Genomic DNA, 26,647 nt, shown 5'->3' on the forward strand with positions numbered 1-26,647 from the left:
AAAATAAAAAAGACACAATAAATCACAGCAAATATACATAACCCTAAAAGCCAAAAGGAGATTCCTATTTTTTCAAGAAAATAAGGAAGAAAAGTTAGTATAATTACAAATGAAATGCCCCTAGCTACATTTTCCCATTTTTTCAATCTATCCACCACCGTTATTTTTGTAAATTTTGTCAACATTCCTATAATGAACGATTTATTTTGGTACTGGATTCCCCCCTGTTGATTATCTTAAAATATCAACCCATTTATGAATTCTAATAATTTATAAGCGAAAATAATTAATAATTGATACAGGGCAATGGGGATTAGTGTAACGAATGGGAAGTACTTTATCCTATTTTTTTCTTTCCTTTTCAAAGCTATAATCGTACAAACAATAGAAGCACCATACAGACTCAAACTACTAATTAAAAATATATTATCTAACCTGCCATTCATCGTTTCGATTGCAGCAAATAAAATAACGGAGCCATAATTCCAACGATGGCTGCCGTAAAACTAAACATATCTTTCTTCATCTCAAACTCCAACCTCTAACATTTAATTTCCCCCATAAGAATACAACTAAATTTAATAAACTATACCATAACGCAAACGGGTCTTCTTCGCCCCGAGCTTGAGAAAAAGGCTGCCTTAGCAACCTTCCTTATTGTTTAAGTATATTTGTTAACAAACTCCCTATATATCTCTATTTATTAATAACAATCGATAATTTATAATTTGCATGCTCGTTTAAGTTTTCCAAAAATCGATTCAAACTAAATATTACATCATAATAAACCAATTCCTTATAGAACTAACCCGCCCCGTTAGTTGCATAAAGAAAAAGCTGCCTTAAAGAAAGCTCTAATCTTCAGCTTACGCACCCGTTAGCCATCCATGAATCGTAAAAATCGGCGATTCACCACAAAGAATGAAAATGGTTGGGAAGTGTCAATACTGATACTGACCTTAATCCAGTCAACCCTAATCCATAGACTAATTAATTAACGCTCTCCTCTTTTTTTAAAACGATTGAGCAGGGTCTACTTAAGTATTGTCATTTTTAATTTTTAAAGAAACTTATTTTCATGGTAGTTCATTAAAAACTGGTGATTTTATAACAAGAACAGCTATTAAATCAATCAACCATAACTCCCCATCCATCTGTGTATCCATCGTAAGGTTTACTTAATTCATCAATTCGTTTTTGTATATCAATAATGTCTTCGTAATTTAAAAGCATTTTTATAAAACAATAACAAGTCCAATCTTCTGTTTCATCATCTTTTTCTAATTCACAATTAAGGCCAGCATCTCTTAATGCATTTAATACAGATTCACCACTCTTTTTATCTGGAACTGCAACAAAAAAATCTACATCTTGTGATTCTTTAAAATCCACACCTTGTTTATATAGCATTTTTAGCACTTGTCCATCATCATCGTTAGGGAATTTTTTAGGGAATAATCTCATTATTTATCGTCTCCTTCATTCTTGAGTAGTGAATTAGTTCTTCTCGAAATTTCACTTCAACTAACCTGTCTTAAAGACAGCTCTGATCTTCAGCTAACGCACCCTTCATTAGGGATAAAATCTCATTCTCCTGTTAAAATCTCTATAAAAATAATGGTAATAACAAAAGCTAACAAAGAAAGTAAAACTCTATTAAATAAATGAATAGGCGTTAGACGTTCTTTTAGCTTAAAGTATCCATTTAACACGACGATTAGTATAGCAAAATGAATAATTATTGCTATTAAATCAGTGTAAGTAAATGGCTTGCTTATGTAACTATCTGAGTAAAACCCTGTTAGGATTATTACAGTAAAAAGAATAAATTGGATTCCAAAATATTTAATAAGATTCAAACTGCAAAAGCTCCTTCTCAATTTCTCATTGTGTTTCACCATTATTGTAGCTGTAAGAAACAACTTTGGGAAACAGTACATATCGAGAAAACTTCTTCAACTAACCTGCCCCTTTAGTCCATAATAAAAAGCTGCCTTAAAGGCAGCTTCGATTTTTAGCTAACGCACCTGTTAGTTCAACAAGTATATCTAATTACAAAAATTCATAATAACTCTCTAATAATTCTTCGCTTTCGTTTTCTGCTTCTTTCTCATCCATCTCCTTATCTTCTAGCCATTGTTGATAATGGATTATCTCATGAGCCATGCTGCGTAAAATTGCCCATAAAGCATCATTTTTTCCTATTTCTAAAACTAATTCTTCATAATCTCCTGTTGCAATTCTTATGTAAGGTTCAACAGTTTTATCATAGGGTGCAAAAAAAGTAGCACTTGCCAGTTCTTTTGTATCTCTGGTTTTAAGTTGTTTATCCGTTTTTAGGTAAACAACAACCCTTATCGGAAATTCCATATATGTACGTAACCAAACCGCAATGCTTAAGCAAGTCCGTCTTACTGATGGATTTACATCCTTTTCACATTTGACTCTTAATCCTGAGCGTAGATATTGCAAATCACTGGTTATCATAATAATTCACCTTTAGTTTCATTTTATTGCATTTATGGTTTTTACCTTTTTCCTTAGTTTTTCAATTTCTTCTATTATTAATTTTGGATATTCTTTAGGGGTTGTGTTCTTTGTATTTTTTTCAAACACCTTGTTATCATTCAATGTATTCCAAAAGTGTGTTGCTCCATCTAAAATGGCCTCTAAGAATTCTTTTTTAGGTAATCTAGCTTGTGCAAACACCTCAACAGGTTCCCAATCCCCAACAATGGAAAATTCCAATAAATTGCTGTTTATCGAGATTAACTTCATAAGATATGGATCGATACCATATGTTACTTCAACGTTCTCACCGTCTAAATATTTCTCTATTCCAACTATATAATCACTCCATAAATCTAACCCACTAGGAATATCATTTCCTACAATAATTTGATCATTATATTGAATCTTTATATGCATTTGAATATGCTCCGTAGTGAATTTTCGATGTTCAAAAATTCCTCTTAATTTTAAAGAATCATCCAAGGATATATAACTCTCTTCACCTGCACTGGTTTTAACTAGAAATGTACTTATTTTAAACATCATTAATCTCCAATCTTTAATGCCCCTTTAGTCCATAAGAAAAAGAGCTTCCAAAGCAACTCCCTTATTGATGTAAAGCACCTATTAGTTCAACAAGGATTATAACAAAAAGGCGTTAATCCTCGTTGCAACGCACAATAAGTGAAAGACAATTTTATTTCCCCCTTTATTAAAAAGCACTCCTCAATTTTGAATATGCTGTTCTTGCTCCCAACTTGGGTAAAATACTTTTACGCTTACGTTTAATTAATTGTTAAATTGGGGAAATATAAATCTAATCGATGACTCGAAAACTAGGATGGATATTGATGAGAATTACGGCTAAAAAAATAATGTATTACTTTATTAAATTAAGAGGTAGAATCTTTTTACCATTTGCCATTTTATACATATTAGTTGCTGCGTATGTTGCTTTTTCTATAGAGCCACAGACGTTCGAATCTTATTTAACCTCCGTTTACTGGGTACTTACAACGCTTGCTACGGTTGGTTTTGGAGACTATGCACCGGTCACCGATCTTGGAAAAGCATTTACCATTGGTCTTTACATCACGGGTATTGGGCTTGTTAGTCTTTTTATTGGAAAAATCATTAAATCTGTATATCTTATCGAAAAATTTAAAGTTGGTGGAAAAATGAAATATACAGGTAAAAATCAGATCATTCTGATTGGCTGGAGTGATAAGTCAAAATCCGCCATCCAAGAAATTTTAAAATCTGATGAAATCATTGATATTGTAATCATTGATAACTTGGAAAAAGCTCCTATGATGGAAGAGCGTCTGTTTTATGTTCGTGGGGATGCTACCGATGAAGAAACATTACTCCGTGCAAACCTGCCTAGAGCAAAAGGCGTTATCATTTTTGCTGACCAAATAACACAAGATAATTATGCTACAAAGGATCCGTTACTTGTCGATGGAAAGACATTATTAATTGCCACTGCCATAACATCCATTGAAGATAAAACGAATACATCTATTCATGTCACCGCCGAGGTAATCAATCAAAAGCATATTCGTTTATTCGAGCGTGTAAAAGTGGATGAGTTTATTCCTACACAAGAGATGATCTCCCACGCAGCAGTAAGATCATTATTTTCTCATGGAGTCACCCACATGTATTCTGAACTTATGAGCACAAAGTATAAAGAAACCATGTATGAGATTTCTAAACAAGATGAATGGAGAACCTATCGTGATGCGTTTATAGATCTTCTTGACAAAGGAGCCACACTGGTAGCAGATCGTGGTAATCTTACCATTAACCAAAAATTAGATGAACGAATTCCTGATGATGCACAGCTTTTCGTTATTTGCGATAAAGAGACCATTTCCGAAATAAATTCAAATACATTACGTTGAAATCCGAAATCTTTAGGGATGCTATAATAGCATCCTTTATTGATTTTTATTATTAAACTAAAAGGCTGCCGCAGCAACCCCTGGTAATGAAGTAAAGCACCTGTTATCTGAAGAACAACAACTATAAATACCTCGCTTGAATAAAGACTCTAGGGATCAAAAAAACCAGCTAAAGAGAGTGTAAATTCCGATTAATGTAAAGAAAATGATTAATATTAATATCGTGATACACCCAATAATAAATAACTTATCCTCCAATGTCTCATCAGGTTCTTCCGTCAATTTTTCATTAACTTTATTTTGTATAGGAGAAATTTCCTGATCTTGCAGTCTTTTTATAATTTCACTATCTCCTTTAAATTTTAGAACCCTTGCTATTCTATTAGGATCGTTACCCATAGATTTTTCGAACTGAATACACGCATCTACCATTTCAGGTGTCTTATCCTTTTCTAGATACCAATATCGACCGGCCATCGAGGGATATTTTAATGCAAAATAGATATCCCCTAACTTTTTACTGAGTTCTAATTCATCTGGATAGGTGAAAATTAACCCGTGTATTCTATCTCTTGCTTTTCCTAAATCATTATTTTTAATGTCCTCTTCTATCTTCTTTATGGTTTTAACAGGTATTTTTTCTATAAATACTCCTCCTTCATCCATTAACCTGACCCTATAGTTCCTGAAGAAAAAGATTGCTGTAGCAACCTTGCTTATTGAAATAAAGCACCCGTTAGTTCAACAAAAACCTTACCTCAAATCCACTCTTTTCCATATTCACGAATGAATTTAATATCGTTTTGATAATGTTCAAGATGCCCTTCATCTATCATCTTTTGAAAAGCAATGTCACCTTCACTGGCTTTTCTTGTAATTGTTTTACATAACCCTTCCAATCGCAGCAATACCATTTCCAAAAAATCTTCTTCTACTCCCTCACCGTAAGAATCAAAAAACAATTTAACTCTTTGTTTTATACGGTTAGCGTGCTGCAATGAATTATAATAAACTTTCTCACCAGTTTCAGAAAGATAAAATCTACTTAAGGGGACGCAAGTATAAAGAGTATAAGCTATGTCCCAAAGTCTTGGACCAGGTCCAGCAACATCAAAATCAATAATACCTACTGGTCTTTCATGATTAAAAATAATGTTGTATCTGGCAAAGTCATTATGGCATAATACCTCCACTTTGTGTGGAGTATTATCTATCGGTTTCCAATCATCTGATAATGGAAAATCACTCACAGCATCATGATAAAGACAGAGCATCTTCGCTATTTCCCTTAAAGCATCATCAGACCACATGTATTCTTTTAAAGGATCATTACCAGCTTCTCCTTCAATAAAGGATAATATCTCTCTTCCTTTTTCATCAATACCTAAAAACTTTGGTGCATAACTGAAACCTTCGTTCTCCAAATGCTTTAATAGCTTATGAATTTTGGTACTGTCTGGCTTTAATTCTCGTCGCACAGTATCTCCTGATCGATAAACGTTAGAAATATTCCCCCCTGTTAGCATTTCTTCGTTTTCATGGTTTGACATCTAAATATTCCCCCCTAATCTACTTTCTATAAACCGTAAAACAAATCCTGTTTGTTCAACTAACCTGCCCCGTTAGTGCCATAAGAAAAAGGCTGCCTCAGCAACCTCCTAAGCCTAAATTTTCATTGGTTCATGCTTTTCCTACTATTATGTGACTCTTCAAACATCTTTAGAAATAAAAACCTAAACAAAAGTAAACCAAACAGTAATGAGTATAATACGTGGAATACTACATAAATGAAATTTGCACTTAAGAAACCATCATAAAAATAGTTCAAATGAGAGTATATCCGTACTTAATGACATTATTAAGGCGCCGAATAGTTCAATTCTAGTTGTAGATTCTTTTAAAGAGAAATCGACTTTATGTATGTTAAATATCTTTTTAAAATCAGAACCGGTTTTAGTACCTTTATAAAGACCTACTAAACCAGTGCAATTATAAAGGGAACAATTGACTCTATTTTATACATAAATACTAAGACATTAAATATGACAAGTCCAAAAATTATATTATATTTCATTCCTGCTCCACTTATAACCAAATTTATTACAGGCTGGCATATTAAACTATCTCCTTTTTTTATCTCTGCCATTATTTTAACATAAAATTACATTTCCTTATGCAACAAACCTGCCCCTTTAGTTGAATAAGAAAATTGGCTGGCGCATGACTGGATACCTCATAAACGAAAGGAGTAGCAAACTGATATTTCTTTACGTTTAACAAGTCCAACTCACCGGCAAAACAACCGCCAATATAAAAAATCACCTGAATATTCATCATCATTAATCGGCATCTCTGTATGAATAATTACACTCCAGAAAATTATGACCTTTTAGGTAACGACAAAGAGAAGGTACCCCAAGGGAGTGACCTCACTATTATGTGGGGCTCTGACCCTTTGGGATAACCTCTCATTCTTAAACAGTTTTACTTAGTTTCTGATTCATTTTTGCCCATGCCATCGGTTAATTGTTCAAATGATTTGACCTTACCATGTGGATTCTGCGATTGTTTACGATCTTTCCATTGGCGTTCTTGTTGTTGCTTAGATTGAGTCATCTAAATAAGCTCCTTTACCTAAAGTGAAGTAAATAGTTTGAAGCATGATAAGCCTCCACCCTTTGTACTCGGTGCAGGCATCACTTATCAAGAGTCGAGTCTGGCAAGTATTAATTAATGCATGCCTTTCCACTCACCTTGATTTTTAGATGCTTTTTCTTTTTTTGCTTTATTTTTATGTGCTTGATTAGCGTTTGCACTGCCAAATTCTTTAGAGAATTCTGAATCAGTTTTGCTTGAATCAAATCCTTGCTTGTTCTTTTGGTCTGCATCGTTTTTCTTTGTTCGTTTTGCCATGGATACCCCTCCTTCTTATCTTTAGTATGAGATCAGAAAGAAGAAATATACCCCGAATTAAAACCGATAATAACATGAATCCGTCAAGTAATTCGGGTAAAAAAACAAAGTGAATAATAAGTTCCAGTTCGGTTATTTTATAAGTTATATACCAACAATGTTATCGTTTTTACATAAGATGTTTGAAATTAACTGAACTCCAGAATAATCGGATACATGATGTTCAAGACGTATATCAATATAGGAAGCCAAACTCATTTCCACTAACTCCTTGTTATTCCTTTTTGAACTACGCACCCGTTAGTTGCATAAATCGAGTAGGAGGAGGCGCCTAGCCTCCGACCTCTCACACCACCGTACATACCGTTCGGTATACGGCGGTTCAGTTTAAGTCTGACGTAGTTTTGTATATCGTTCATATAGATTTACTAACCCTTGGTGGTGCCAATAAACATTATTAAGGGTTTTGTCTAGAATAGGACTATGCGCTATGCGCCAATAACCCTTTCTACTATTTCCCCATTCATATGCTTTTCCAATTGGGACGCCTAATCCTTTGAGTTTCCTCACTCTCGTTCTTGGCAATTTCCATTGCTTCCATAGGCACATCCTGAGTCTTCTTCGAATCCATGAATCTAAATTCTTCAATACGTTCGGAGTATCAATGAGGGCGAAATAACCCATCCAACCTCTAAGGTATTGCTTTAACTTATTTATTCGGAGTTTCATGGGTGTCGGTAATTTTCTCAAGGTCATTTCCCTGATTCGTTTCTTTACTCTCTTCACCGTTTGTTTAGCCAGTAGAACCTTCGGGTTCTTCTTTGACTTCGTGAAACTAAAACCGAGAAACGTTCTGTTCCAAGGGCGATCATACTTCGACTTCTCGTAGTTGACCTTTAGCTTCAGTTTATTTTCAATGAAGCTTGAGATATTTCCCATTGCACGTTTGGCGGCTTTTCGTGTCTTCACAAAGATAGTACTGTCATCCGCATACCTTACGAATCGAAGATTGCGTTTCTCTAGTTCTTTATCTAAATCGTCTAACATTATATTAGATAATAAAGGACTTAACGGGCCTCCTTGCGGAGTTCCCTCCTCACTTTTATGAAAAAGTCCGCCTATCATAATGCCTGCTTGAAGGAATTTACGAATCAGTTTGAGAACTCGTTTATCTTCAATTTTCCGCTCTAACATTCCCATGAGCTTGTCATGATTCACTTTATCGAAGAACTTCTCCAAGTCCATATCCACTACCCATGTATAACCTTCGGTTATATAGGACTTTGCCTTTCGAACCGCCTGGAGCCCTTGTTTGTTAGGGCGAAATCCATAGCTATTCTCCGAAAAGGTTGAGTCATATATCTTGGTCAATATTTGGGCAATGGCTTGTTGAATGAAACGGTCTAGAACGGTTGGAATACCCAATAGCCGAACTCCGCCGTTTGGTTTCGGGATTTCGATACGACGGACGGGCTGCGGTTGATAGGTACCCTGTAAAAGGGCAGTTTTCATGTTGTACCATTCAGTTGCGAGGTGCGGTCTCAGGTTTTGAACCGGCATTCCATCTACACCATGGCTTCCCTTATTTCTTTCTACACGCTTCAATGCCTGTATTAAGTTTTCCCTCTCTAGTATCTGTTCCATTAACATCGTTGATATCCTTTCTACGTGGATAAATGGTCTATTTGTGCCTTTATCTGCTCCACCCTTTTGAAGTTCCCCGTGTATTCACCACTTCTTCCTTCAAATAAGTTCCGTTAGGAATTGTTTGCTTCTTCGCAGATAACGAACGCCTAGTATTCATCCTCCTTAATCTGTTCGGTCCTTCCTTATCTTCTCGAGTAGACAAGTACTATGACCTCTGCTGACTTCTGATGATTCAGCTGTCCATCACTGGACAGGTTACCAAGTGTACTTGGCTGTCATCAGACCTCCCCGGGTAAGAGTGCAATCTTTCCCTCCAACTATCTGCTTCATTTACTCTGTACCACCTTCGGCAGTAAGGACTTTGTTTTGTTTCGCAAACTCATCCAATGATACCTAGCCTTATATGAAGTTCGTGTTCCTCAGACCGGAGGTTTGCCGCTTGCTTCCTTCAGATTCCACGTCACCGTGGACACCCTTGCATTAAGCTAACCACTACTACTGCCTTCATGGTTCGGGACTTTCACCCTATAGATCGCACCCATGCCGGGCGCACGAAAAAGAGCTGCCAAAGCAACTCCCTTAATGAAGTAAAGCACCTGTTAGTTTAAAAATCTGTTTTAGAAAAGACTTTTCATCTTCTTTAATTCCATGACCAATTATTGAACTGTTATTACCTTTCCTTAAACGAGAAACTGCTATTAACAGTGTTCTCATTGTTCTTTTGTTCGTCATCGACCTATATCAGTTTTTTGAAATATTAGAGAGGTAATCAGCCAGTTGAACGAAGGTTCCTGAAAAGCCCTCCTGAAGCATTTCTTCCGACTCCTCGTATGTTTTCATTTCCTCCTCAGTTGGGGATACAGGTGTCCCAATCATCGTAAGTATTGTTTTACCTTCATGCTCAGTGAATGTAAAAGTATTGAGAGTTTCCAATGGCCAGTTGTCGTTAAAAGGAGCACGTACGATGTTACCCTTTTCATCAGAAAAGAAAGAGGTGTAAACGAGTTTCTCTGGAGCATTTACTTCATGATAAACAAATTTGACCCACATTACATTACCGTCAGGAGATGTCTGGCTGTAATGGAAGACACCATCCTTGCGAAGATCGAACTTAGAAATATCAAGAGCCCATCCTTTAGGGACCCACCAGTTCTGCAGATGTTCTGATTCGGTAAATGCCTTAAATATAAGCTCACGAGGAGCATTGAAACTACGGGTGATTTCGGTTTTTGGAAACATTTTATTCCTCCAATTATTGTTTTTTATTTTGTAGCTCCTTCAGGTAAAGTTCCAAGCTGTCGAGTTTTTCTTCCCATATTTCACGATACTGTTCCAACCAAATGTTTAATGCCTTAAAGGGTTCTGGACGAAGTTTATAAATTCGACGGTTTGCTTCCGCATAAAATTCCACCACTCCTGATTTATAAAGCACACTTAGATGTTTAGATGCCAATGGCTGGCGAATCTGAAGTCGGTCCGCAATTTCTCCCACGGTGAGAGGTCCGTCTCTAAGGAGTTCAACAATCCTTAATCGATTTGGCTCGGCAAGAGCACTTAATAATGTAGTATTCATCATTACACCACGATTTATTAGAATTATAATCCCTTGATTAAAAGATAAACGAATAGGAATATTCCCATCAAGTAATATTGAAGAAAATATTTATCTCGGACTAACCTAGTATAGCTAGGGGAGGTGAATCGTTCTTTTCTATTCCCATGATAGTTTTCTTGTTTTGTTGGTACACCAGGCTGTACCAATTATATCCTTCCCCCTTGCCCCGTTAGCTCCACAAGAAAAAGAGCTGCAGAAGCAACTCCCTTATTAAGGTGAAAAACCTATTAGTTCAATAGCTACTTACAATATTTGATATTGCCTCTTAATATACTGGGTCCCAATTTTTCAGTCTTAGAATTAGAAAGACGCACCTGCACTTCTACATTTTCCAATTTCGCTGTAATTTCATCAAATCTCCCAGCCCAAGTTGGACTATCTTTTTCTGGAGAAGGATAAAGCCTGAAACGCCAACTAATTTCGTCTGGTATAAAAGCAAAACCTTCATAGCTATCGTAATTCCCATAAGAAGATGGTTCTGGAAGGTGTACCCCAAGAATACTTACATTAGTTCGTGCAAAACTTGGTGGGCGTAACTGCACTTTATAAACCAAGGCTGTTCCCTTTGAATTAGTAAGCTTTTTATCAATTGGTTCCAATACCATACTACAAGGCATAGATATTGCATTTGTTTGTAAAGGAGAAATAGCAAAAGTTGAGAAAATAAATATACCCAAAACAAAATGTATCATATAACACCTCTTACAATTATTTTGGATATTTTACCCTCATTATGATCTAAATATAGATAGTCCCTCTTCAAGTAATCTGCCTCTTAGTTGCATAAAATCGAGTAGGAGGAGGCGCCTAGCCTCCGACCTCTCACACCACCGTACATACCGTTCGGTATACGGCGGTTCAGTTTAAGTCTGACGTAGTTTTGTATATCGTTCATATAGATTTACTAACCCTTGGTGGTGCCAATAAACATTATTAAGGGTTTTGTCTAGAATAGGACTATGCGCTATGCGCCAATAACCCTTTCTACTATTTCCCCATTCATATGCTTTTCCAATTGGGACGCCTAATCCTTTGAGTTTCCTCACTCTCGTTCTTGGCAATTTCCATTGCTTCCATAGGCACATCCTGAGTCTTCTTCGAATCCATGAATCTAAATTCTTCAATACGTTCGGAGTATCAATGAGGGCGAAATAACCCATCCAACCTCTAAGGTATTGCTTTAACTTATTTATTCGGAGTTTCATGGGTTTCGGTAATTTTCTCAAGGTCATTTCCCTGATTCGTTTCTTTACTCTCTTCACCGTTTGTTTAGCCAGTAGAACCTTCGGGTTCTTCTTTGACTTCGTGAAACTAAAACCGAGAAACGTTCTGTTCCAAGGGCGATCATACTTCGACTTCTCGTAGTTGACCTTTAGCTTCAGTTTATTTTCAGTGAAGCTTGAGATATTTCCCATTGCACGTTTGGCGGCTTTTCGTGTCTTCACAAAGATAGTACTGTCATCCGCATACCTTACGAATCGAAGATTGCGTTTCTCTAGTTCTTTATCTAAATCGTCTAACATTATATTAGATAATAAAGGACTTAACGGGCCTCCTTGCGGAGTTCCCTCCTCACTTTTATGAAAAAGTCCGCCTATCATAATGCCTGCTTGAAGGAATTTACGAATCAGTTTGAGAATTCGTTTATCTTCAATTTTCCGCTCTAACATTCCCATGAGCTTGTCATGATTCACTTTATCGAAGAACTTCTCCAAGTCCATATCCACTACCCATGTATAACCTTCGGTTATATAGGACTTTGCCTTTCGAACCGCCTGGTGCCCTTGTTTGTTAGGGCGAAATCCATAGCTATTCTCCGAAAAGGTTGAGTCATATATCTTGGTCAATATTTGGGCAATGGCTTGTTGAATGAAACGGTCTAGAACGGTTGGAATACCCAATAGCCGAACTCCGCCGTTTGGTTTCGGGATTTCGATACGACGGACGGGCTGCGGTTGATAGGTACCCTGTAAAAGGGCAGTTTCATGTTGTACCATTCAGTTGCGAGGTGCGGTCTCAGGTTTTGAACCGGCATTCCATCTACACCATGGCTTCCCTTATTTCTTTCTACACGCTTCAATGCCTGTATTAAGTTTTCCCTCTCTAGTATCTGTTCCATTAACATCGTTGATATCCTTTCTACGTGGATAAATGGTCTATTTGTGCCTTTATCTGCTCCACCCTTTTGAAGTTCCCCGTGTATTCACCACTTCTTCCTTCAAATAAGTTCCGTTAGGAATTGTTTGCTTCTTCGCAGATAACGAACGCCTAGTATTCATCCTCCTTAATCTGTTCGGTCCTTTCTTATCTTCTCGAGTAGACAAGTACTATGACCTCTGCTGACTTCTGATGATTCAGCTGTCCATCACTGGACAGGTTACCAAGTGTACTTGGCTGTCATCAGACCTCCCCGGGTAAGAGTGCAATCTTTCCCTCCAACTATCTGCTTCATTTACTCTGTACCACCTTCGGCAGTAAGGACTTTGTTTTGTTTCGCAAACTCATCCAATGGATACCTAGCCTTATATGAAGTTCGTGTTCCTCAGACCGGAGGTTTGCCGCTTGCTTCCTTCAGATTCCACGTCACCGTGGACACCCTTGCATTAAGCTAACCACTACTACTGCCTTCATGGTTCGGGACTTTCACCCTATAGATTGCACCCATGCCGGGCGCACGAAAAAGCTGCCTTGAAGACAGCTCTGATATTAAGCTAACCCACCCGTTAGTTCCTAAGTTATCAACTGTATACGTGAGCTACTCACTTGTTAGAATAAGATCTCTTGATTTAGCGTCATAAATCTTATAACTTACTTCAAACTCATGATCCTTTGTGACGGTGACCTCACAATAATAGGGAACTGCCCTTCCATAGTCAGTCCCCTGTTTTCGTCTCTATTTTATATTACCATAAAAAACCATTACCCTTATTTAACTAACCTGCCGCATAGTTGCATAAGAAACTCCAATGGCGGCGCTCCTCGCCGCCACCATCTACTACGAAAATCTACACTCAAAAATAGAGTCTAACCCATTAACCCCTTGACGATAATGGATGATAACAATACAACCAGGCTGAGCTTTTTTTGGTGGATCTTAAGGAAGATACCCTGTATAAGAAACTGGTTGTGACAGTATGGAAGAACCATTTAGTGTACTGCTAGTACGTATACAAAATTTTTTGTAACAAATCTCCTGTCATATGTATTGTTAATCTTTTTTTGAGGTGATTCTCCTATGGAAGCAATGATTGAACGGTGTGCTGGCCTAGATGTACACCAAGAAACAGTAGTAGCCTGTGTATTATTTGGTCCATTAGATAAAAAGCCAAAAATCTCTATTGAAACGTTTTCGACTACAACAACAGGACTCTTGGCTTTAAGTGATTGGTTAACTACCCTTCAGGTATCCGATGTTGTGATGGAAAGTACCGGAGTCTACTGGAAACCAATATGGAATATACTCGAAGGATCTTTTCACCTTGTTCTGGCCAATGCCAGGCATGTCAAAAATGTTCCAGGGCGTAAAACTGATGTAAAAGATGCCGAATGGCTTGCCAAGCTTCTAAGATGCGGACTTATTGAAAGCAATTTTGTCCCACCAGAGGATATTCGTGATTTACGAGATCTTACTCGTTATCGAAAAAAATTGATTCATCATCGCACATCAGAGCAGAATCGCATTCACAAAATTCTTCAAGATGCTAATATCAAGCTAACATCCGTTCTATCAGACATTTTTGGTGTATCGGGACGCCGTATACTTGAAGCCATTCTAAACGGTGAAAAAATAGAGACCGATGGTCTTCGAAAAATGGTGGATTGGCGAACAAAAGCAAGTATTACTGACATTGCCCATGCAATTAATGGCCGTATTCGCCGTCATCATCGTGATATGTTGCGTTACCATTGGGAGCATATGGGTTATTTAGAAGAAACCATAGAAGAATTAGAAAAACAAATTGATCAACTCCTGTCCCCTTATCGTAAGGAAGTAGAATTATTGGATGGTATACCTGGTGTGAACAAAGCTGCGGCAGCTACTTTTATTGCGGAGATGGGTGTTGATATGTCCGTATTTAAGTCAGCTAAACATCTTGCCTCTTGGGCTGGTGTGAGTCCTGGAAATTACGAAAGTGCTGGTAAAAAAAAAACGAGTAAAACCACACAAGGAAATAAAGCTTTAAAAACGATGGCCGTAGAATGTGTATTAGCGACATCAAGGCAAAATAATCGAATTGCTTCACATCGAAAAAGGATTACCAAACGACAGGGAAAAATGAAGGGACGAATCGCTTCTGCCCATTTACTAGTAACGATTGCTTACAACATCTTAAAAACAGGAGAACCTTATCATGAACTAGGCTCAAATTACCTTGAAGAAAAACAAAACAACAAAGAATTAAAAATGATCGAATACCTAAAAAAGAAAGGCTATACAATTGCTCCATCTGAACAACAAACTGCATAACCAGTTAAAATAACGCAATAGTACATTTACCCCCATCAAAAAAATAATGAGAATATGGAGGGTTTATTTTAGCATGGCTTTTTTACTAATGTATTTTCATACAAAAATGCTGCCCAGCAACTCCCTAATTGAAGTAAAGCACCCGCTAGCTGATGTAAAAACTAAACTGCATAATTTATTTAAGTAACTTTATTAAAGTAAATTGAGTGGAATTGACAAAGCTTAATCTTTTTTTTGAAAGTGGCAGATGGGTGCAAAAATATTTTGCAATCGACACATAATAATTATTCATGCAAAAAAATTTGGCAGTCTATAGACGCTTAAACTCTTTTAATTCTGCGAGTTACAAGTTGGCGCGATACTTGCATTGTAGATTGATAAAGATTTAAAAACTTAGGAGGTACAGAAAATATGTCCTTAATCCTAAAATAATGAACCATTTATAGACTAAGTCATAAAGTCGATGTACGTATAGCGGCTTATTGTTTGGAATAAGAAAGATCGCTGAATCTTTTCGTTTCCGGTGCTGGTTTTAAAAACATCTAATGGAAAAACAGATTTAAAAAACATTTTATTGGAGGCCTTTTATGTGGGTAATCACTGTTCATTTAAAGAACAACTTTAAAATTTATGAGTTTGACTCTGAAAAAGAAGCTAAAGATGCTTTCAGGAGGATGCAGGGTTGTAAATTCCTAACAGAAGTCATTTATTTTAATGATCATGAATTAGTTAAAATATAAGAATTCAGAATTTTTCGCTAATTATTACTTTTAGCATTCCCTCTTATTAACTAGTCAGGAAGAAAGATAGATGTACTAGAACCTTTATAGGTATGGATATAAAGAGGTTTATAAATTAAAGGAGAGATATGTTTATGGAAACTAAATACTGTAAAGAATCAAGAGTTATAAGAACAAGCCGCATTTTCCCAAATGATGTAAATAACCATAATACTTTGTTCGGGGGTCGTTTGATGAGTCACCTGGATCAGGTATCCTCAACTTCTGCAGCGCGTCATAGCCGCAGGGAATGTGTGACTGCCTCGACAGATTCAGTTGATTTTTTACATCCAGTTCGAACAACAGATTCAGTCTCGTTTGAATCTTATGTGACATGGACAGGTACCTCGTCAATGGAGGTTTTTGTGAAAATCATTGCAGAAGATTTAAAAAGCGGTAATCGTAAAATCGCAGCAACGGCACTATTGACTTTTGTAGCACTCGATCAACATAACCGGCCAACACGTGTTCCACAAGTCATTCCAGAAACAGAAGAAGAGCGAAAATTACACGAAACCGCACCTGATCGAGCAAGAATTCGCAAGGAAAGGAAACAAAAAAGTAAGGAATTGGCTGCCTTTTTAACTGCAAATTATCCCTGGGAACAATATAGTTCTTGCTAAGCTTTATGGACGTAGTTGAATGGGATAATTAGATAAGGGACCAATAAGTTAGTTTCCTGAGGGGAATGGTAGTCCTAGTGATTCTTACAATCAGGATGCAGCGAGAGGATAGATTAGCGTTTCTACGAAAGATAAAAATGATAAATTATTGCCTTTACTCCCGTGGAGCAAAGGCTTTTTTTGACGAGTTTCTTCTATTGATAACGATGAACATTGTATTCTTTAATAATAAGTTCTAACTTTTTGATCGAATTCACAGAGGTATACAAGAGATATAGGTAAGCAAATGTGACGATAATTTTTGTATCCCCCAAAAAACATCATTTCAAATTTTTTGAGGGACAGTTTGAAAGTCAGATATGTTTACTTTTTTTGGCGTTCCTGGTCTTTTAATGCTATTCTTTCAAGTCCATTATGCGCAAATTCTACATCTTTTCTAGGTAAAGCATCATTATTCTTCAATTGCTTATTTTTATTTTTAGACATTTTTCCACCCCCCTGTAGTTTGAGTTAGTGTTACAACGTGGATGCCAATAAATACACGATTTAAAGTTACTGTGTAATATTTTTTCTTTTTCGTTATCGGCAACCAGTATTTTTAGTTTGCGTTCTTTTTTGTAGGCTATGCTATTTGTGATTCTTCTTCAACCTCGTGATTTTAACTGACCAATAATTCTAATAACCGATTTTTGAATAACTGATTGTCAATGATCTTACAGATAGTCGCATTAGGAGCATTGCTGCCAAACCCATCTGAAATAGCGAGTTTACTCCCATCATTTATGATAACTTGGCCATAAGTCGCTTCTTCTGTAGTACACACATAGCAGTAGCATAACTTGTCTTCAATAACGATATCATCCCATAATGCAACACCCATTGCGACTGCATCAGGCAAATCAACAAAGTGCCCTCCGCTTGCCTGTAGGTTGTATTCTAGAAGAGAAGAATTACATTGAACGGCAAACATCGCTTCATCCTTTTGGCTCACCATTAAAAATTTCATATCTTCTCTATTCCAAGCTGCTTCACCTAAGCAAACATCAAAGCCGATAATACTAATAGGAATTCCTGATTTCATCATGATGCTATATGCTTCTGCATCTACATATACATTAAATTCGGCTACAGGTGTAGTGTTTCCGGCGCCAAATCCAGCAGTGCCCATCGAATAAATACGCTTAACTTTGTTCATCGTTTCTGGTGCTTTTAATATTGCAAGTGCTATATTTGTAACAGGACCTATTGTAACAATTTCTATTTCTCCTGGATTTTTTTCTACCAAGTCCAAGATCACGTCAACTGCATGTCCAGGTTCAGGATTAATGGTAGGATGAATTAAGTCATCATCTCCCATACCATCTTCACCATATACATTAACTGCTGTTACGAGGTCTCTCATTAGTGGCTTGGCTGCGCCTGCATGAATGGGTGGCTGTTGCGAATTTGTTACTTCTACAGTCATTAAAGCATTTTTAGTTGCGAGTTCTAGGGGTACGTTCCCACAAACAGTCGTAATCGCCAGAACTTCCACTTCCGTTGACTTTAGTGCCATCATTAACGCAACTGCATCATCACTTCCCGTATCTGTATCAATAATTAATTTTCTCATTTTCATTCCTCCATAAATAGGTTTGAAATCAGTATAAATTGCGACTTATTATTAAAATAGGTCATTTGACCAAAACCCAAGATCAAAAAGAAATGGTTGGTGAGGAAATGAACCTTGAAATGATTATTAACAAGGCCCCAGATAATATAAAAAAAGAATTTATTTATCGTAAATATCCAAAAGGCAGCTTTATTATTCACCCTTTTGAAGATAACAATTATCTCTATATATTAAATAAAGGCAGTGCTGAAGTCTTTAGGCAAATCTCTGATGGTTCGATGATTTCTCTGTATAAATATCAGTCATATAGTTGTTTTGGAGAAGTTGAGATTTTCAATAAAGACATAAAAACGTTAAGTGTCACGGCGAAAACAAATTGTGAAACAATAGCTATTCATAGGACATTCGTTTACGAATGGATGCGGCAAGATTTTAATTTCACTTCTTATTTGATGGAACACTTAGCGGCAAAATTAATTACAAGCTCAGAAACTGTAGCTAAACTATCGCTTTTAACAGTCAAGGACCGTATTTTGTACAGTATCCATGCTCATTACAAAATTGGTGATCTAGAAACAGTGACCAAAAGCACACTCTCGAGTGAGGTATGTGCTCCAATAAGAAGTCTAAATCGTTCAATATCTGAATGCATAAACGAGAACTACATTGATTTTAAAGAGAAGAGATTCAAGGTAGTTTCATTAAAGAAGCTTGAAAATCATCTTGAAAAAATCTTTTAAAAGGCTCGATGATTTTTGTCAAAAAACATACTAAGGTCTAGGGAGGTTTGATTCCTGGAGTTCGTACAAAAACCTGGCGGGACTTCACAGCTTGTTATGTGTTTTTGTAGGGAAAATCCTTTATAATCGGGGGAATGTACCAACCGCATAAAATATACTCTAAGCAAATCATCCTGTATTAAAACACTGTCAATGACACTGTTTTAATAAGAAAACTCATGATCCACGCTCTCTCTATATAAGTCCTCGTTATATCTACTATTACATTCCTTATGGAACATCTTCCCCGGTATTTGCATAAAAGAAAAAGCTGTCTTAAAGACAGCTTAATCGAAAAACTCCATATGTGCTTTTTCTTGTTTGTAGTAATCCATTCTATCTTGTAAAGTACCTGTATGAAACTCAAACTTATGGCCATCGGGGTCAGTAAAATAAATAGATTTCTTATCTTTTTCATCTCTTGGACGACCTGACAAGATGTTTACATTCAATTCCATTAGTTTCTCGTACATTTTTACAAAGTCGGCTTCTTCGATTGAAAAAGCTATATGTGTGTATGAATGGCTTATTTCATTACGGGAAATATCTTTTTCTACATTCAGGGCAATCCACATTCCATTCAAATCAAAATAGGCAGTATTTCTTCCCTTAACTAACAATTTTGCATCAAAAGCTTTTTGATAAAACTCAATGGAATTCTCTAAATTAGAAACTGAAAATAAAAAGTGGTTCAAACCTTTTATAGACACCTTATCACCTCAAAATAAGACTTCTTAATTATTATACAAAGGAAGTAAAATCTTATTGTACTAACCTGCCCCGATAGTTACATTAGAAAAAGGCTGCCGCAGCAACCTTCCTGATTGAAGTAAAGAAACCGTTAGTTTAAGTACAATATTTTATAATATAATTTCTGAATTTCATTTTTATATTCAATTATCATCCTTTTTATTTTTATCTTTTTGGTAAAAAAACATAAGTCATGGATATGCTGAAAGCTAACTTTCGGTTTTGTCAGAGAGATCGCTATTGATGCTACACATTTTTTGAGATCTTTCGTTTCATTAAAACCTCACTTTGGTAAATATCTCCCCAATCTCGCATGAGGTAGATGATAGGTTTTAATGTTTCTCCAAAAGCAGTAAGAGAATATTCAACTTTTGGAGGAATCTCCCGATATATTTCACGATGTACAATACCATCCTGTTCCAATTCCCGAAGTTGTAACGTTAACATACGTTGTGTGGTATAGGGCATAAGTCTCCCTAACTCGCTAAAACGTTTAGGGCCGGAAATTAAGTTATATAATATGATCCCTTTCCATTTGCCGCCTATCACATCCACTGTAACTGCAACAGGACAAGCAGTGGTATCAGGACACTTTTCCGTTTTAAAGTCCTTCATATCGACACCCCAATCAATCTTTTTAAGTATCAAATTGTATACTATATTACAAATTTTATCCTATTCAACAAAAATGTGCGTACTTTTAATTTTATATTATATAAAGTATCATTGATTTTGCAAGTAAAGACTAAATATTCATTCTTTTCATACTATTCATCATTAAAGATGTTACTAATAAAATTCTCCGGTGTATTAATCCTTAACATGAATAGGTGATGAGACATTTTCCCATAAAATAAAAAGGAGTGACTAGAGTGAAATCACAAATCATTCAATCTTTTGGTAAACCATCCGTATTTCAATATAAAGAGATTTCAAAACCTGAACTAAAACCTGGACATGTACTTATTCAAGTAAAGGCTACAAGTGTAAATCCTATTGATACGAAAGTCCGTGCTGGTGCAGTTCCGGCCGTTGCACCCGAGTTTCCAGCAGTATTACATGGGGATGTGGCAGGTTTGGTATCTGCTGTGGGTGAAGGAGTAACCGAGTTTAATATTGGGGATGAAGTGTTTGGATGCGCGGGTGGATTTAAAGGGACTGGCGGTGCACTTGCAGAGTTTATGCTTGCAGATGTTGATTTACTTGCTCACAAGCCGAAAAATTTGACGATGGAAGAAGCCGCAGCTTTACCGTTAGTTGCCATTACCGCTTGGGAAGCATTATTTAATCGGGCAAGGCTTACCACAGGACAAGATATACTAATTCATGCAGCCACCGGCGGTGTAGGACACATTGCCATTCAACTAGCCAAATGGAGAGGAGCGACAGTCTATACAACTGCCTCTTCGCAAGAGAAGCTGGAGATTGGCACGCGTCTAGGTGCTGATGTAACCATTAATTATCGAGAAGAAAGCGTTCAGGATTATGTACAAAAATATACAGACGGAAAAGGATTTGACGTTGTATTTGACACAGTTGGGGGTGAAAACCTTGATCGCTCTTTTGAGGCGGCCGCGGTACATGGAACGATAATAGCCATTGCTGCACGTTCGACTCATGACCTCTCCCCAGTGCATTCAAAGGGACTTTCTCTCCATGTTACCTTTATGTTGTTGAAGATTTTAAACAAGGACCTGCATAAACATTATGGAGAAATCTTGAAGAAAGTTGCCAGGGTGGTTGAGGAAGGGAAGCTGCGTCCGCTTTTGGATTCAAATATTTTCACGTTTGATGAAGTCTCAAAAGCCCATGAGTACATGGAGTCAGGCAAGGCGATAGGAAAAATTGTTTTGAAAAATAGCTGGTAATATTACATGCACATTTGAAATGCCTCAGCAACTTTACGTTCATTTAAAAGTAGATGGTCATTAGAATCTTTATAAGATCCTCGATGTACCGTCTGCTTTTATTTTTATTACAGTAAAAACCATCAGGGCATAATAATAGAAATCGGCAACTTTAAGATAATTTGAAACCACTAACACTCTTTAAATAAATGTTTTTTCAATTTCTTTTCGGTTACTTCCTTTTGTTCTTCATTCAAAAAATCATACATTAAACCTCAAGAAAAAGCTGCCTTTGAGACAGCTCCGATCTTCAGCTAACGCACCCGTTAGTTCATTAAGAAAAGCGATCCTTATTAAAGAATCGCGCCCTTTTATTGAATAAGAATTTTCTTCAAATCGAGACGGATTGGCATATAACGTTTTCGCATTCAGGCTCGCAGGGTTGTCGCCTGAATCTGGCTTCCCTGTTTCTTCTCCTGGCGACCAAGGGGCTCGGAGAGTCCCGCAGCGTGAATGCTGTGTTATATGGCGTACCCGACTTCTTCGAGATACTTTCACACTGCTTTTCTGTTTCAATTTTTACTTCAGTAATGTATATTTCAGTAAAGGCTTTTTATAAAACGTCACTTACTTATTCGTTACCGAGTTGTTCCGCCAAACCGATTAGAAGTCCTTCTGTTCCACGAATGTAGCAGAGCCTATACGAGTCCTCGTACTGAACCACTTCGCCAACGAGCTGAGCACCATACTTAGTGAGTCTGGATACCATTTCGTCAATGTCTTCAACGGTGAACATGACGCGTAGATAACCGAGGGCATTTACAGGAGCAGTCCGGTGATCTGATATAGTAGGTGGGGTGAGAAATCGCGAAAGTTCAAGTCGGCTGTGGCCATCTGGGGTAACCATCATAGCAATCTCTACGCACTGAGAACCCAATCCGGTTACGCGACCAGCCCATTCACCTTCGACAGTGGCTCGCCCTTCGAGGTTCAAGCCAATCTCCTCGAAGAAAGAGATTGCGTCATCAAGGGATTCTACAACGATGCCGACATTGTCCATTCTTAGTAATTTGTTTTTTTCCATAGTTTTATCTCCTTATGTGTAAAAATTTATTATCTGATCATCTTCATAATTATTCTATTAAAAAGTTACAAATTCCTTCCTAACAAAAAACACCTTGTCACAGTTCATGATAACAAAGAAAAGTCACAGTATAGGAAAATGTGAAATTGGGTTTTCGGGTATTTGTTAAGAACAACACTTCGTAAACCCTCTACTATTGGAATATTCGTGAACCTTATTTCGTGAATGCCATCATGTTCAAATAGTTTCAAAAATTCGATACCGTAGTTGCTATTCGATAAAACAACTTCGACTTCCTCACAAAATATTCCTGCCCTGTACTCCATTAAATGGCCCAATTGTTGAACAACTCCATATGCACTCTTGAACTATCCTGCCCCGTTCGTATTATAAAGGTCAGCCAGTTATTTCAGGTTGAACAATTTTTATATCGATATATGATAACGGTAGCCGGGGTAGAACGTTCCTGCCCGTGGGGCTTGGACCCCGTCAACTAAACAGTTCGCCCCCTACTTGTAGAAACATGATTAGGCTGGTTGGGACAAAGATCTCGTATAACAAGCGAAGCTATGATACTGCAAGAAGGATTAGGGGTTACCGGCAATAATATGTTTTTGGAGGAGATAAAAAATGAATCCAGTGGTTGGTCTGGATATAGCGAAAGGTGAAAGTCAGGTTCAAGCGTTCTTGGATAAAAAGAAGCCTTATAAAAGAAGTTTTAAAGTAGCACATACCATTGAAGGACTAGAGAGCTTACACCAATATCTTAGAGAGATAGAAAACGCAACAGGAATTCGACCTCCGGTCGTTTTAGAGTCTACTGGGCATTATCATACGCCCATTGTGCAGTATTTTGAGGAGAGAGGTTACTTATTAATTATCGTTAACCCACTCATTTCTTATCGTGCGAAGAGCTCTAGTTTACGGAAAGTAAAGACAGATTTAATCGATGCACGTCACCTCTGCGAGCTGTACTATAAAGAGGATTTAGAGCCTTATAAAAAACGAGGGATACAACTCTTAAATCTTCGTAATCTTTCAAGACAACATGCAAATATAACAGGTATCTATGTACAAACAAAACTACAGTTTCAGGCTGTTCTTGATCAAGTATTTCCTGAATATAGAGGGGTTTTTGGAGATTTGTATTCGGTTGTTTCTTTGCTTACTCTATTAGAATTCCCTACTTCTGAAGACATATTAGCAGTCGGTGAAGAAACTGTAGCAAATAGGATTAATGAGCTTTGTCCAAGTCGTTCTAGAAAGTGGGCGAATACACAGGCAGAGAAACTTATGGCTGCCTCAGCTCGAAATCCTTTTCAGAGAACTTTATATCAGAGTCACATTTTAAGCCTAGAGATGTATATAAAAATGCTTCTAGAATACCAAAAGCACCTATCCAAATTTGAAGAAGAGATAAATGCTTTGGCAAAAGAAATTGAAGAATATAAGATTATCCAATCCATCCCTGGTATCGGTGAAAAAATCGCTACAACGATTATTTCTGAAATTGGTGAGATTGATCGGTTTAATCACCCTAAAAAACTAGTGGCATTTGCCGGAATTGATCCAAGTATCTTTGAATCAGGTAAATTTAAAGGCTCAGTAAATCGAATTACCAAAAGAGGTTCTGGCAGACTACGACATGCCTTATATATGGCCGTTCGTTGTGCCATTCGTGATTGTCGCAAGAAGAAAACGACAGATGAAATCATCCCTCGGAACAAGAGATTACGAGAGTTCTATGATAAGAAACGTGAAGAAGGAAAGCCCTTTAAAGTAGCTGTGATAGCATGTGCTAATAAGCTTCTACAATGGATTTATGCACTATTACAAAATAACTCGACTTTCCAAGATCTAACCTAGTTTAAAAGTATAACTAAATAGCACAAAACTTTCCAAATACGGTTCATTGGAAGGTTATTTGGCATGCACAAATTTAGTATAGCATGAAATATTTTAAGTTTTCATTGAAAAATGTTGACTAACTATTAGCTGGTTTAGTTCTATAAGACTTATCGCAGAGTTGACACAAACTGTGTTAAAACTGCTTAATCAACATCTCTTTTTCTATAAAAAATCAATGTTACCTTGATAATTAAAATTATGAAAAGGGCAAAAACCATAATAATATCTAGTGTTCCTTCGTCTGTGTTTTTATTAAAAAATCCATTAATTGTAGTGAGAAATAGCAGAATTATATAAATATTGGTTTCATTTTTTTGGAGAAATTTAATTGGGACTACCGCCTTTAGAGTTGAAATTAGTAGTAAACTATCAGCAACTATTTTATCTAAAAAAGGAGAAAATTATAAGAGGCTCAATGTGTTTTTTAAGAAAGTACAGCACAGTTCGACTACACTACGCATATTGAACTTACCTGCCCCGTTAGTTCAACAACGAAAGTTATGAATAGCTTTCAGGATAGTACAATTTTTTTGACTTGTTCTTTCGTGGATAAATTGGAGTCATTTGTACCAACTAAAAAAGAATGTCCGTGTATAATCACTTCTGTTAGAGTATCGCCTGGACCTAATTCGAATAGAGGGCACTGTGCCGGAATTTTACCCTTTAATGTTTCTCTATCAATTTTCTTAAATCTTATTTCCTTTGACGAATTAGTAATAAAAAAGTCTTCCAAGGTTAATTTCCACCCAACATCGTCTAGTATATGTTTTAGTTCATCTATCGAATGAACCTCGTCAATTTGGTATCTATACACTTTATCATCGTTATCTAAATCATCCATTTCCCTTACAAAGTTATGGATAACCTTAAGTGGAAAACGATTGTAGTTTTTCCAGAATTCAATTAAAGTTGTTTCATATTCACCGTCAACACTATACATATACTCCGGTTCTGTTATACAATCACAAACCCAAAAATCTATGCGGTTATTTTCAAACACCGTTCGGTCATCTATATCCACCATATTACTTTCTCCCCTCTAGTGATGTTACTCAACTTCTTATTTTACTTTTCATTATTCCTTTTTCTTCTTCAACTAACCTGCCCCTATAGTTGCATAAAGAAAAAGCTGCCTTAAAGACAGCTCCGATCTTCAGCCTGTTAGTTCTATAAGAAAAGCGAACCTTATTCAAGAATCGCGCTCAATTACTGAAGAACGCATATAAAACCTTGGTACCCCAAATGGCCTTGTCATTTATTTATGATACGGTTCACCGCACCTATTCAAGCTGTGATTTTTTAAAGACTGTCAGCCTTTTAATTTTACACTTCTACTTTAAATCGACGCTGCTGAGGAAGCAGCTGCTTGATCAGCCTTCACACAATCAATTGCAACAACGAGTGCAATAATAATGGTTTCCATCTCTTCATCTATTATTTGAACCTTGTAGCTATCGCCCCAAGTGAACCACTCCTTGCCCACTTTACCTACGATTTTACCATGCTGTAAAACTTGAAAATTCATATCCCACCAATTACCATGTACTTCAATGCCTGCCGCATCAATTGAATATCGTGCTTTAAAGAAGGAAAATTCCTTCTTTATTGTTAATACCTCTCGACCATTCACCTCAACCAAAAACTTTGGTAAAAAGCTGAACACCTTTTTCGTAATGAGTGCTACTTCATCTCTTGCTGTATTCATAATGGAGAAAGTTTTTGGAACTTGCATAAAACTTCCCTCCACGTAATATATATCCTTCTCCTGCTGATCCTTTACTGTAAATTTCCCGCTAAGACTGAATACCTTCTGCTTTATATAAAGCTGCCTCATACTTATGCCTCCCAACCTTAAGTCTTTTACATTACTTACGTTTGAAATGGACATCGGTTCCAATCTTATGCATTAAATTCCAAATAATAGCTCCACTCAAAAGCGCCTTCTTTTCGGTTCACCACTATTTATCCTTAACTAATTTACCTTTTGTAAAGACAGCAATTCTTCCTTAGCAATCTGGCCCAATGGTTGAACAACTCCTTATGTACTCTTGAACTAACTTGCCCCGATAGTTCCATAAGGAAAAAGTTGCCTTAAAGACAGCTTCAATCTTCAGCTAACGCACCCGTCAGTTCTATAAGAAAAGCGATTCTTTTTAAAGAATCGCACTTTAACAGAAGACTAGATTTCAAGATAACCTTAAAAG

Annotated in this window: 26 protein-coding genes and 1 pseudogene; 7 read left to right on the top strand and 20 right to left on the bottom strand. The window is 36.8% G+C overall.

All coding sequences use genetic code 11. From position 1 onward, the window contains the following. Positions 1–1,128 precede the first annotated feature (1,128 nt). The 3 genes from ABIE66_RS23025 to ABIE66_RS23035 form a co-directional block, all read right to left on the bottom strand. Positions 1,129–1,464: a ribonuclease E inhibitor RraB gene (locus ABIE66_RS23025; protein WP_370016432.1), complete on the bottom strand. Its 336-nt coding sequence runs from the start codon at positions 1,462–1,464 to the stop codon at positions 1,129–1,131. Between the two features lie 588 nt (positions 1,465–2,052). Continuing rightward, entirely contained in the window at positions 2,053–2,487 is a 435-nt protein-coding gene (locus ABIE66_RS23030) for a hypothetical protein (protein ID WP_370016433.1), read from the bottom strand. A gap of 18 nt (positions 2,488–2,505) precedes the next feature. Beyond that, entirely contained in the window at positions 2,506–3,054 is a 549-nt protein-coding gene (locus ABIE66_RS23035; protein ID WP_370016434.1) for a hypothetical protein, read from the bottom strand. Between the two features lie 308 nt (positions 3,055–3,362). Here ABIE66_RS23035 and ABIE66_RS23040 point away from each other — a divergent pair, with 308 nt between their 5' ends. Further along, positions 3,363–4,418: a potassium channel family protein gene (locus tag ABIE66_RS23040; protein ID WP_370016435.1), complete on the top strand. Its 1,056-nt coding sequence runs from the start codon at positions 3,363–3,365 to the stop codon at positions 4,416–4,418. A gap of 156 nt (positions 4,419–4,574) precedes the next feature. Here the strand turns inward: ABIE66_RS23040 and ABIE66_RS23045 are convergent, their stop codons facing one another. The 9 genes and pseudogenes from ABIE66_RS23045 to ltrA (ABIE66_RS23085) form a co-directional block, all read right to left on the bottom strand. Continuing rightward, a complete protein-coding gene (locus tag ABIE66_RS23045) occupies positions 4,575–5,084 on the bottom strand; it encodes a DUF6584 family protein (protein WP_370016436.1) in 510 nt (169 codons plus the stop codon). A gap of 92 nt (positions 5,085–5,176) precedes the next feature. Further along, positions 5,177–5,968, bottom strand: a complete 792-nt coding sequence (locus ABIE66_RS23050; protein WP_370016437.1) for an aminoglycoside phosphotransferase family protein — start codon at positions 5,966–5,968, stop codon at positions 5,177–5,179. 934 nt (positions 5,969–6,902) lie between these two features. Then, positions 6,903–7,034 (bottom strand): DUF6254 family protein, encoded by a 132-nt coding sequence (locus ABIE66_RS23055; RefSeq protein WP_370016438.1) that lies wholly within the window; start codon positions 7,032–7,034, stop codon positions 6,903–6,905. Between the two features lie 114 nt (positions 7,035–7,148). Next, the gene (locus ABIE66_RS23060; RefSeq protein ID WP_034310968.1) at positions 7,149–7,331 is read right to left on the bottom strand and encodes a hypothetical protein; all 183 of its coding nucleotides are present in this window, start codon (positions 7,329–7,331) and stop codon (positions 7,149–7,151) included. A 387-nt stretch (positions 7,332–7,718) separates the two neighbouring features. Continuing rightward, positions 7,719–8,981, bottom strand: a complete 1,263-nt coding sequence (gene ltrA / locus ABIE66_RS23065; protein WP_370016439.1) for a group II intron reverse transcriptase/maturase — start codon at positions 8,979–8,981, stop codon at positions 7,719–7,721. Positions 8,982–9,719: 738 nt separating this feature from the next. Further along, positions 9,720–10,217: an SRPBCC family protein gene (locus ABIE66_RS23070; protein ID WP_370016440.1), complete on the bottom strand. Its 498-nt coding sequence runs from the start codon at positions 10,215–10,217 to the stop codon at positions 9,720–9,722. Positions 10,218–10,230: 13 nt separating this feature from the next. Then, positions 10,231–10,551: an ArsR/SmtB family transcription factor gene (locus tag ABIE66_RS23075; protein ID WP_370016441.1), complete on the bottom strand. Its 321-nt coding sequence runs from the start codon at positions 10,549–10,551 to the stop codon at positions 10,231–10,233. A gap of 281 nt (positions 10,552–10,832) precedes the next feature. Beyond that, a complete protein-coding gene (locus tag ABIE66_RS23080) occupies positions 10,833–11,285 on the bottom strand; it encodes a YoqH family protein (protein WP_370016442.1) in 453 nt (150 codons plus the stop codon). A 171-nt stretch (positions 11,286–11,456) separates the two neighbouring features. Then, positions 11,457–12,718 (bottom strand): annotated as a pseudogene (gene ltrA / locus ABIE66_RS23085) (group II intron reverse transcriptase/maturase). A gap of 1,110 nt (positions 12,719–13,828) precedes the next feature. Here ltrA (ABIE66_RS23085) and ABIE66_RS23090 point away from each other — a divergent pair. The 3 genes from ABIE66_RS23090 to ABIE66_RS23100 all read left to right on the top strand — a co-directional run bounded on the left by ABIE66_RS23090 (position 13,829) and on the right by ABIE66_RS23100 (position 16,463). Beyond that, a complete protein-coding gene (locus tag ABIE66_RS23090; RefSeq protein ID WP_370013804.1) occupies positions 13,829–15,061 on the top strand; it encodes an IS110 family RNA-guided transposase in 1,233 nt (410 codons plus the stop codon). Between the two features lie 587 nt (positions 15,062–15,648). Next, on the top strand, positions 15,649–15,801 hold the full coding sequence (locus tag ABIE66_RS23095) for an RNA-binding protein (protein WP_370016443.1): 153 nt from the start codon (positions 15,649–15,651) through the stop codon (positions 15,799–15,801). A gap of 134 nt (positions 15,802–15,935) precedes the next feature. After that, positions 15,936–16,463, top strand: coding sequence for an acyl-CoA thioesterase (locus tag ABIE66_RS23100; protein WP_089364314.1), 528 nt, complete (start codon positions 15,936–15,938; stop codon positions 16,461–16,463). A gap of 363 nt (positions 16,464–16,826) precedes the next feature. On the opposite strand, the gene ABIE66_RS23105 is transcribed toward ABIE66_RS23100, so the two are convergent. Both ABIE66_RS23105 and ABIE66_RS23110 read right to left on the bottom strand, forming a co-directional pair. Next, positions 16,827–16,949: a hypothetical protein gene (locus tag ABIE66_RS23105; protein WP_289326521.1), complete on the bottom strand. Its 123-nt coding sequence runs from the start codon at positions 16,947–16,949 to the stop codon at positions 16,827–16,829. Between the two features lie 172 nt (positions 16,950–17,121). After that, a complete protein-coding gene (locus tag ABIE66_RS23110; RefSeq protein WP_370016444.1) occupies positions 17,122–18,075 on the bottom strand; it encodes a nucleoside hydrolase in 954 nt (317 codons plus the stop codon). Positions 18,076–18,140: 65 nt separating this feature from the next. Here ABIE66_RS23110 and ABIE66_RS23115 point away from each other — a divergent pair, with 65 nt between their 5' ends. After that, entirely contained in the window at positions 18,141–18,815 is a 675-nt protein-coding gene (locus ABIE66_RS23115; RefSeq protein WP_370016445.1) for a Crp/Fnr family transcriptional regulator, read from the top strand. A 326-nt stretch (positions 18,816–19,141) separates the two neighbouring features. Here ABIE66_RS23115 and fosM read toward each other — a convergent pair whose 3' ends face one another. Together fosM and ABIE66_RS23125 are read right to left on the bottom strand one after the other, a co-directional pair. Next, complete coding sequence (gene fosM / locus ABIE66_RS23120; protein WP_370016446.1) at positions 19,142–19,564, bottom strand: FosM family fosfomycin resistance protein; 423 nt, start codon at positions 19,562–19,564, stop codon at positions 19,142–19,144. A 286-nt stretch (positions 19,565–19,850) separates the two neighbouring features. Then, positions 19,851–20,219 (bottom strand): winged helix-turn-helix transcriptional regulator, encoded by a 369-nt coding sequence (locus tag ABIE66_RS23125; protein WP_289326523.1) that lies wholly within the window; start codon positions 20,217–20,219, stop codon positions 19,851–19,853. 257 nt (positions 20,220–20,476) lie between these two features. Between ABIE66_RS23125 and ABIE66_RS23130 the strand changes: the two genes are divergently transcribed. After that, positions 20,477–21,472: a zinc-dependent alcohol dehydrogenase family protein gene (locus tag ABIE66_RS23130; RefSeq protein ID WP_370016447.1), complete on the top strand. Its 996-nt coding sequence runs from the start codon at positions 20,477–20,479 to the stop codon at positions 21,470–21,472. Positions 21,473–21,712: 240 nt separating this feature from the next. On the opposite strand, the gene ABIE66_RS23135 is transcribed toward ABIE66_RS23130, so the two are convergent. After that, positions 21,713–22,027, bottom strand: coding sequence for a hypothetical protein (locus ABIE66_RS23135; protein WP_370016448.1), 315 nt, complete (start codon positions 22,025–22,027; stop codon positions 21,713–21,715). A 55-nt stretch (positions 22,028–22,082) separates the two neighbouring features. Next, a complete protein-coding gene (locus ABIE66_RS23140) occupies positions 22,083–22,535 on the bottom strand; it encodes a VOC family protein (protein ID WP_370016449.1) in 453 nt (150 codons plus the stop codon). A 630-nt stretch (positions 22,536–23,165) separates the two neighbouring features. Here ABIE66_RS23140 and ABIE66_RS23145 point away from each other — a divergent pair. Next, the gene (locus ABIE66_RS23145; RefSeq protein WP_370016450.1) at positions 23,166–24,401 is read left to right on the top strand and encodes an IS110 family RNA-guided transposase; all 1,236 of its coding nucleotides are present in this window, start codon (positions 23,166–23,168) and stop codon (positions 24,399–24,401) included. A 553-nt stretch (positions 24,402–24,954) separates the two neighbouring features. Here the strand turns inward: ABIE66_RS23145 and ABIE66_RS23150 are convergent. After that, positions 24,955–25,467, bottom strand: a complete 513-nt coding sequence (locus ABIE66_RS23150) for a hypothetical protein (RefSeq protein WP_034310890.1) — start codon at positions 25,465–25,467, stop codon at positions 24,955–24,957. Between the two features lie 312 nt (positions 25,468–25,779). Beyond that, positions 25,780–26,277, bottom strand: a complete 498-nt coding sequence (locus ABIE66_RS23155; protein ID WP_370016451.1) for an LURP-one-related/scramblase family protein — start codon at positions 26,275–26,277, stop codon at positions 25,780–25,782. Positions 26,278–26,647: the final 370 nt, after the last annotated feature.

Source organism: Peribacillus sp. B2I2 (assembly GCF_041261685.1).
In the GTDB taxonomy this organism is placed as follows: Bacteria; Bacillota; Bacilli; order Bacillales; family DSM-1321; genus Peribacillus.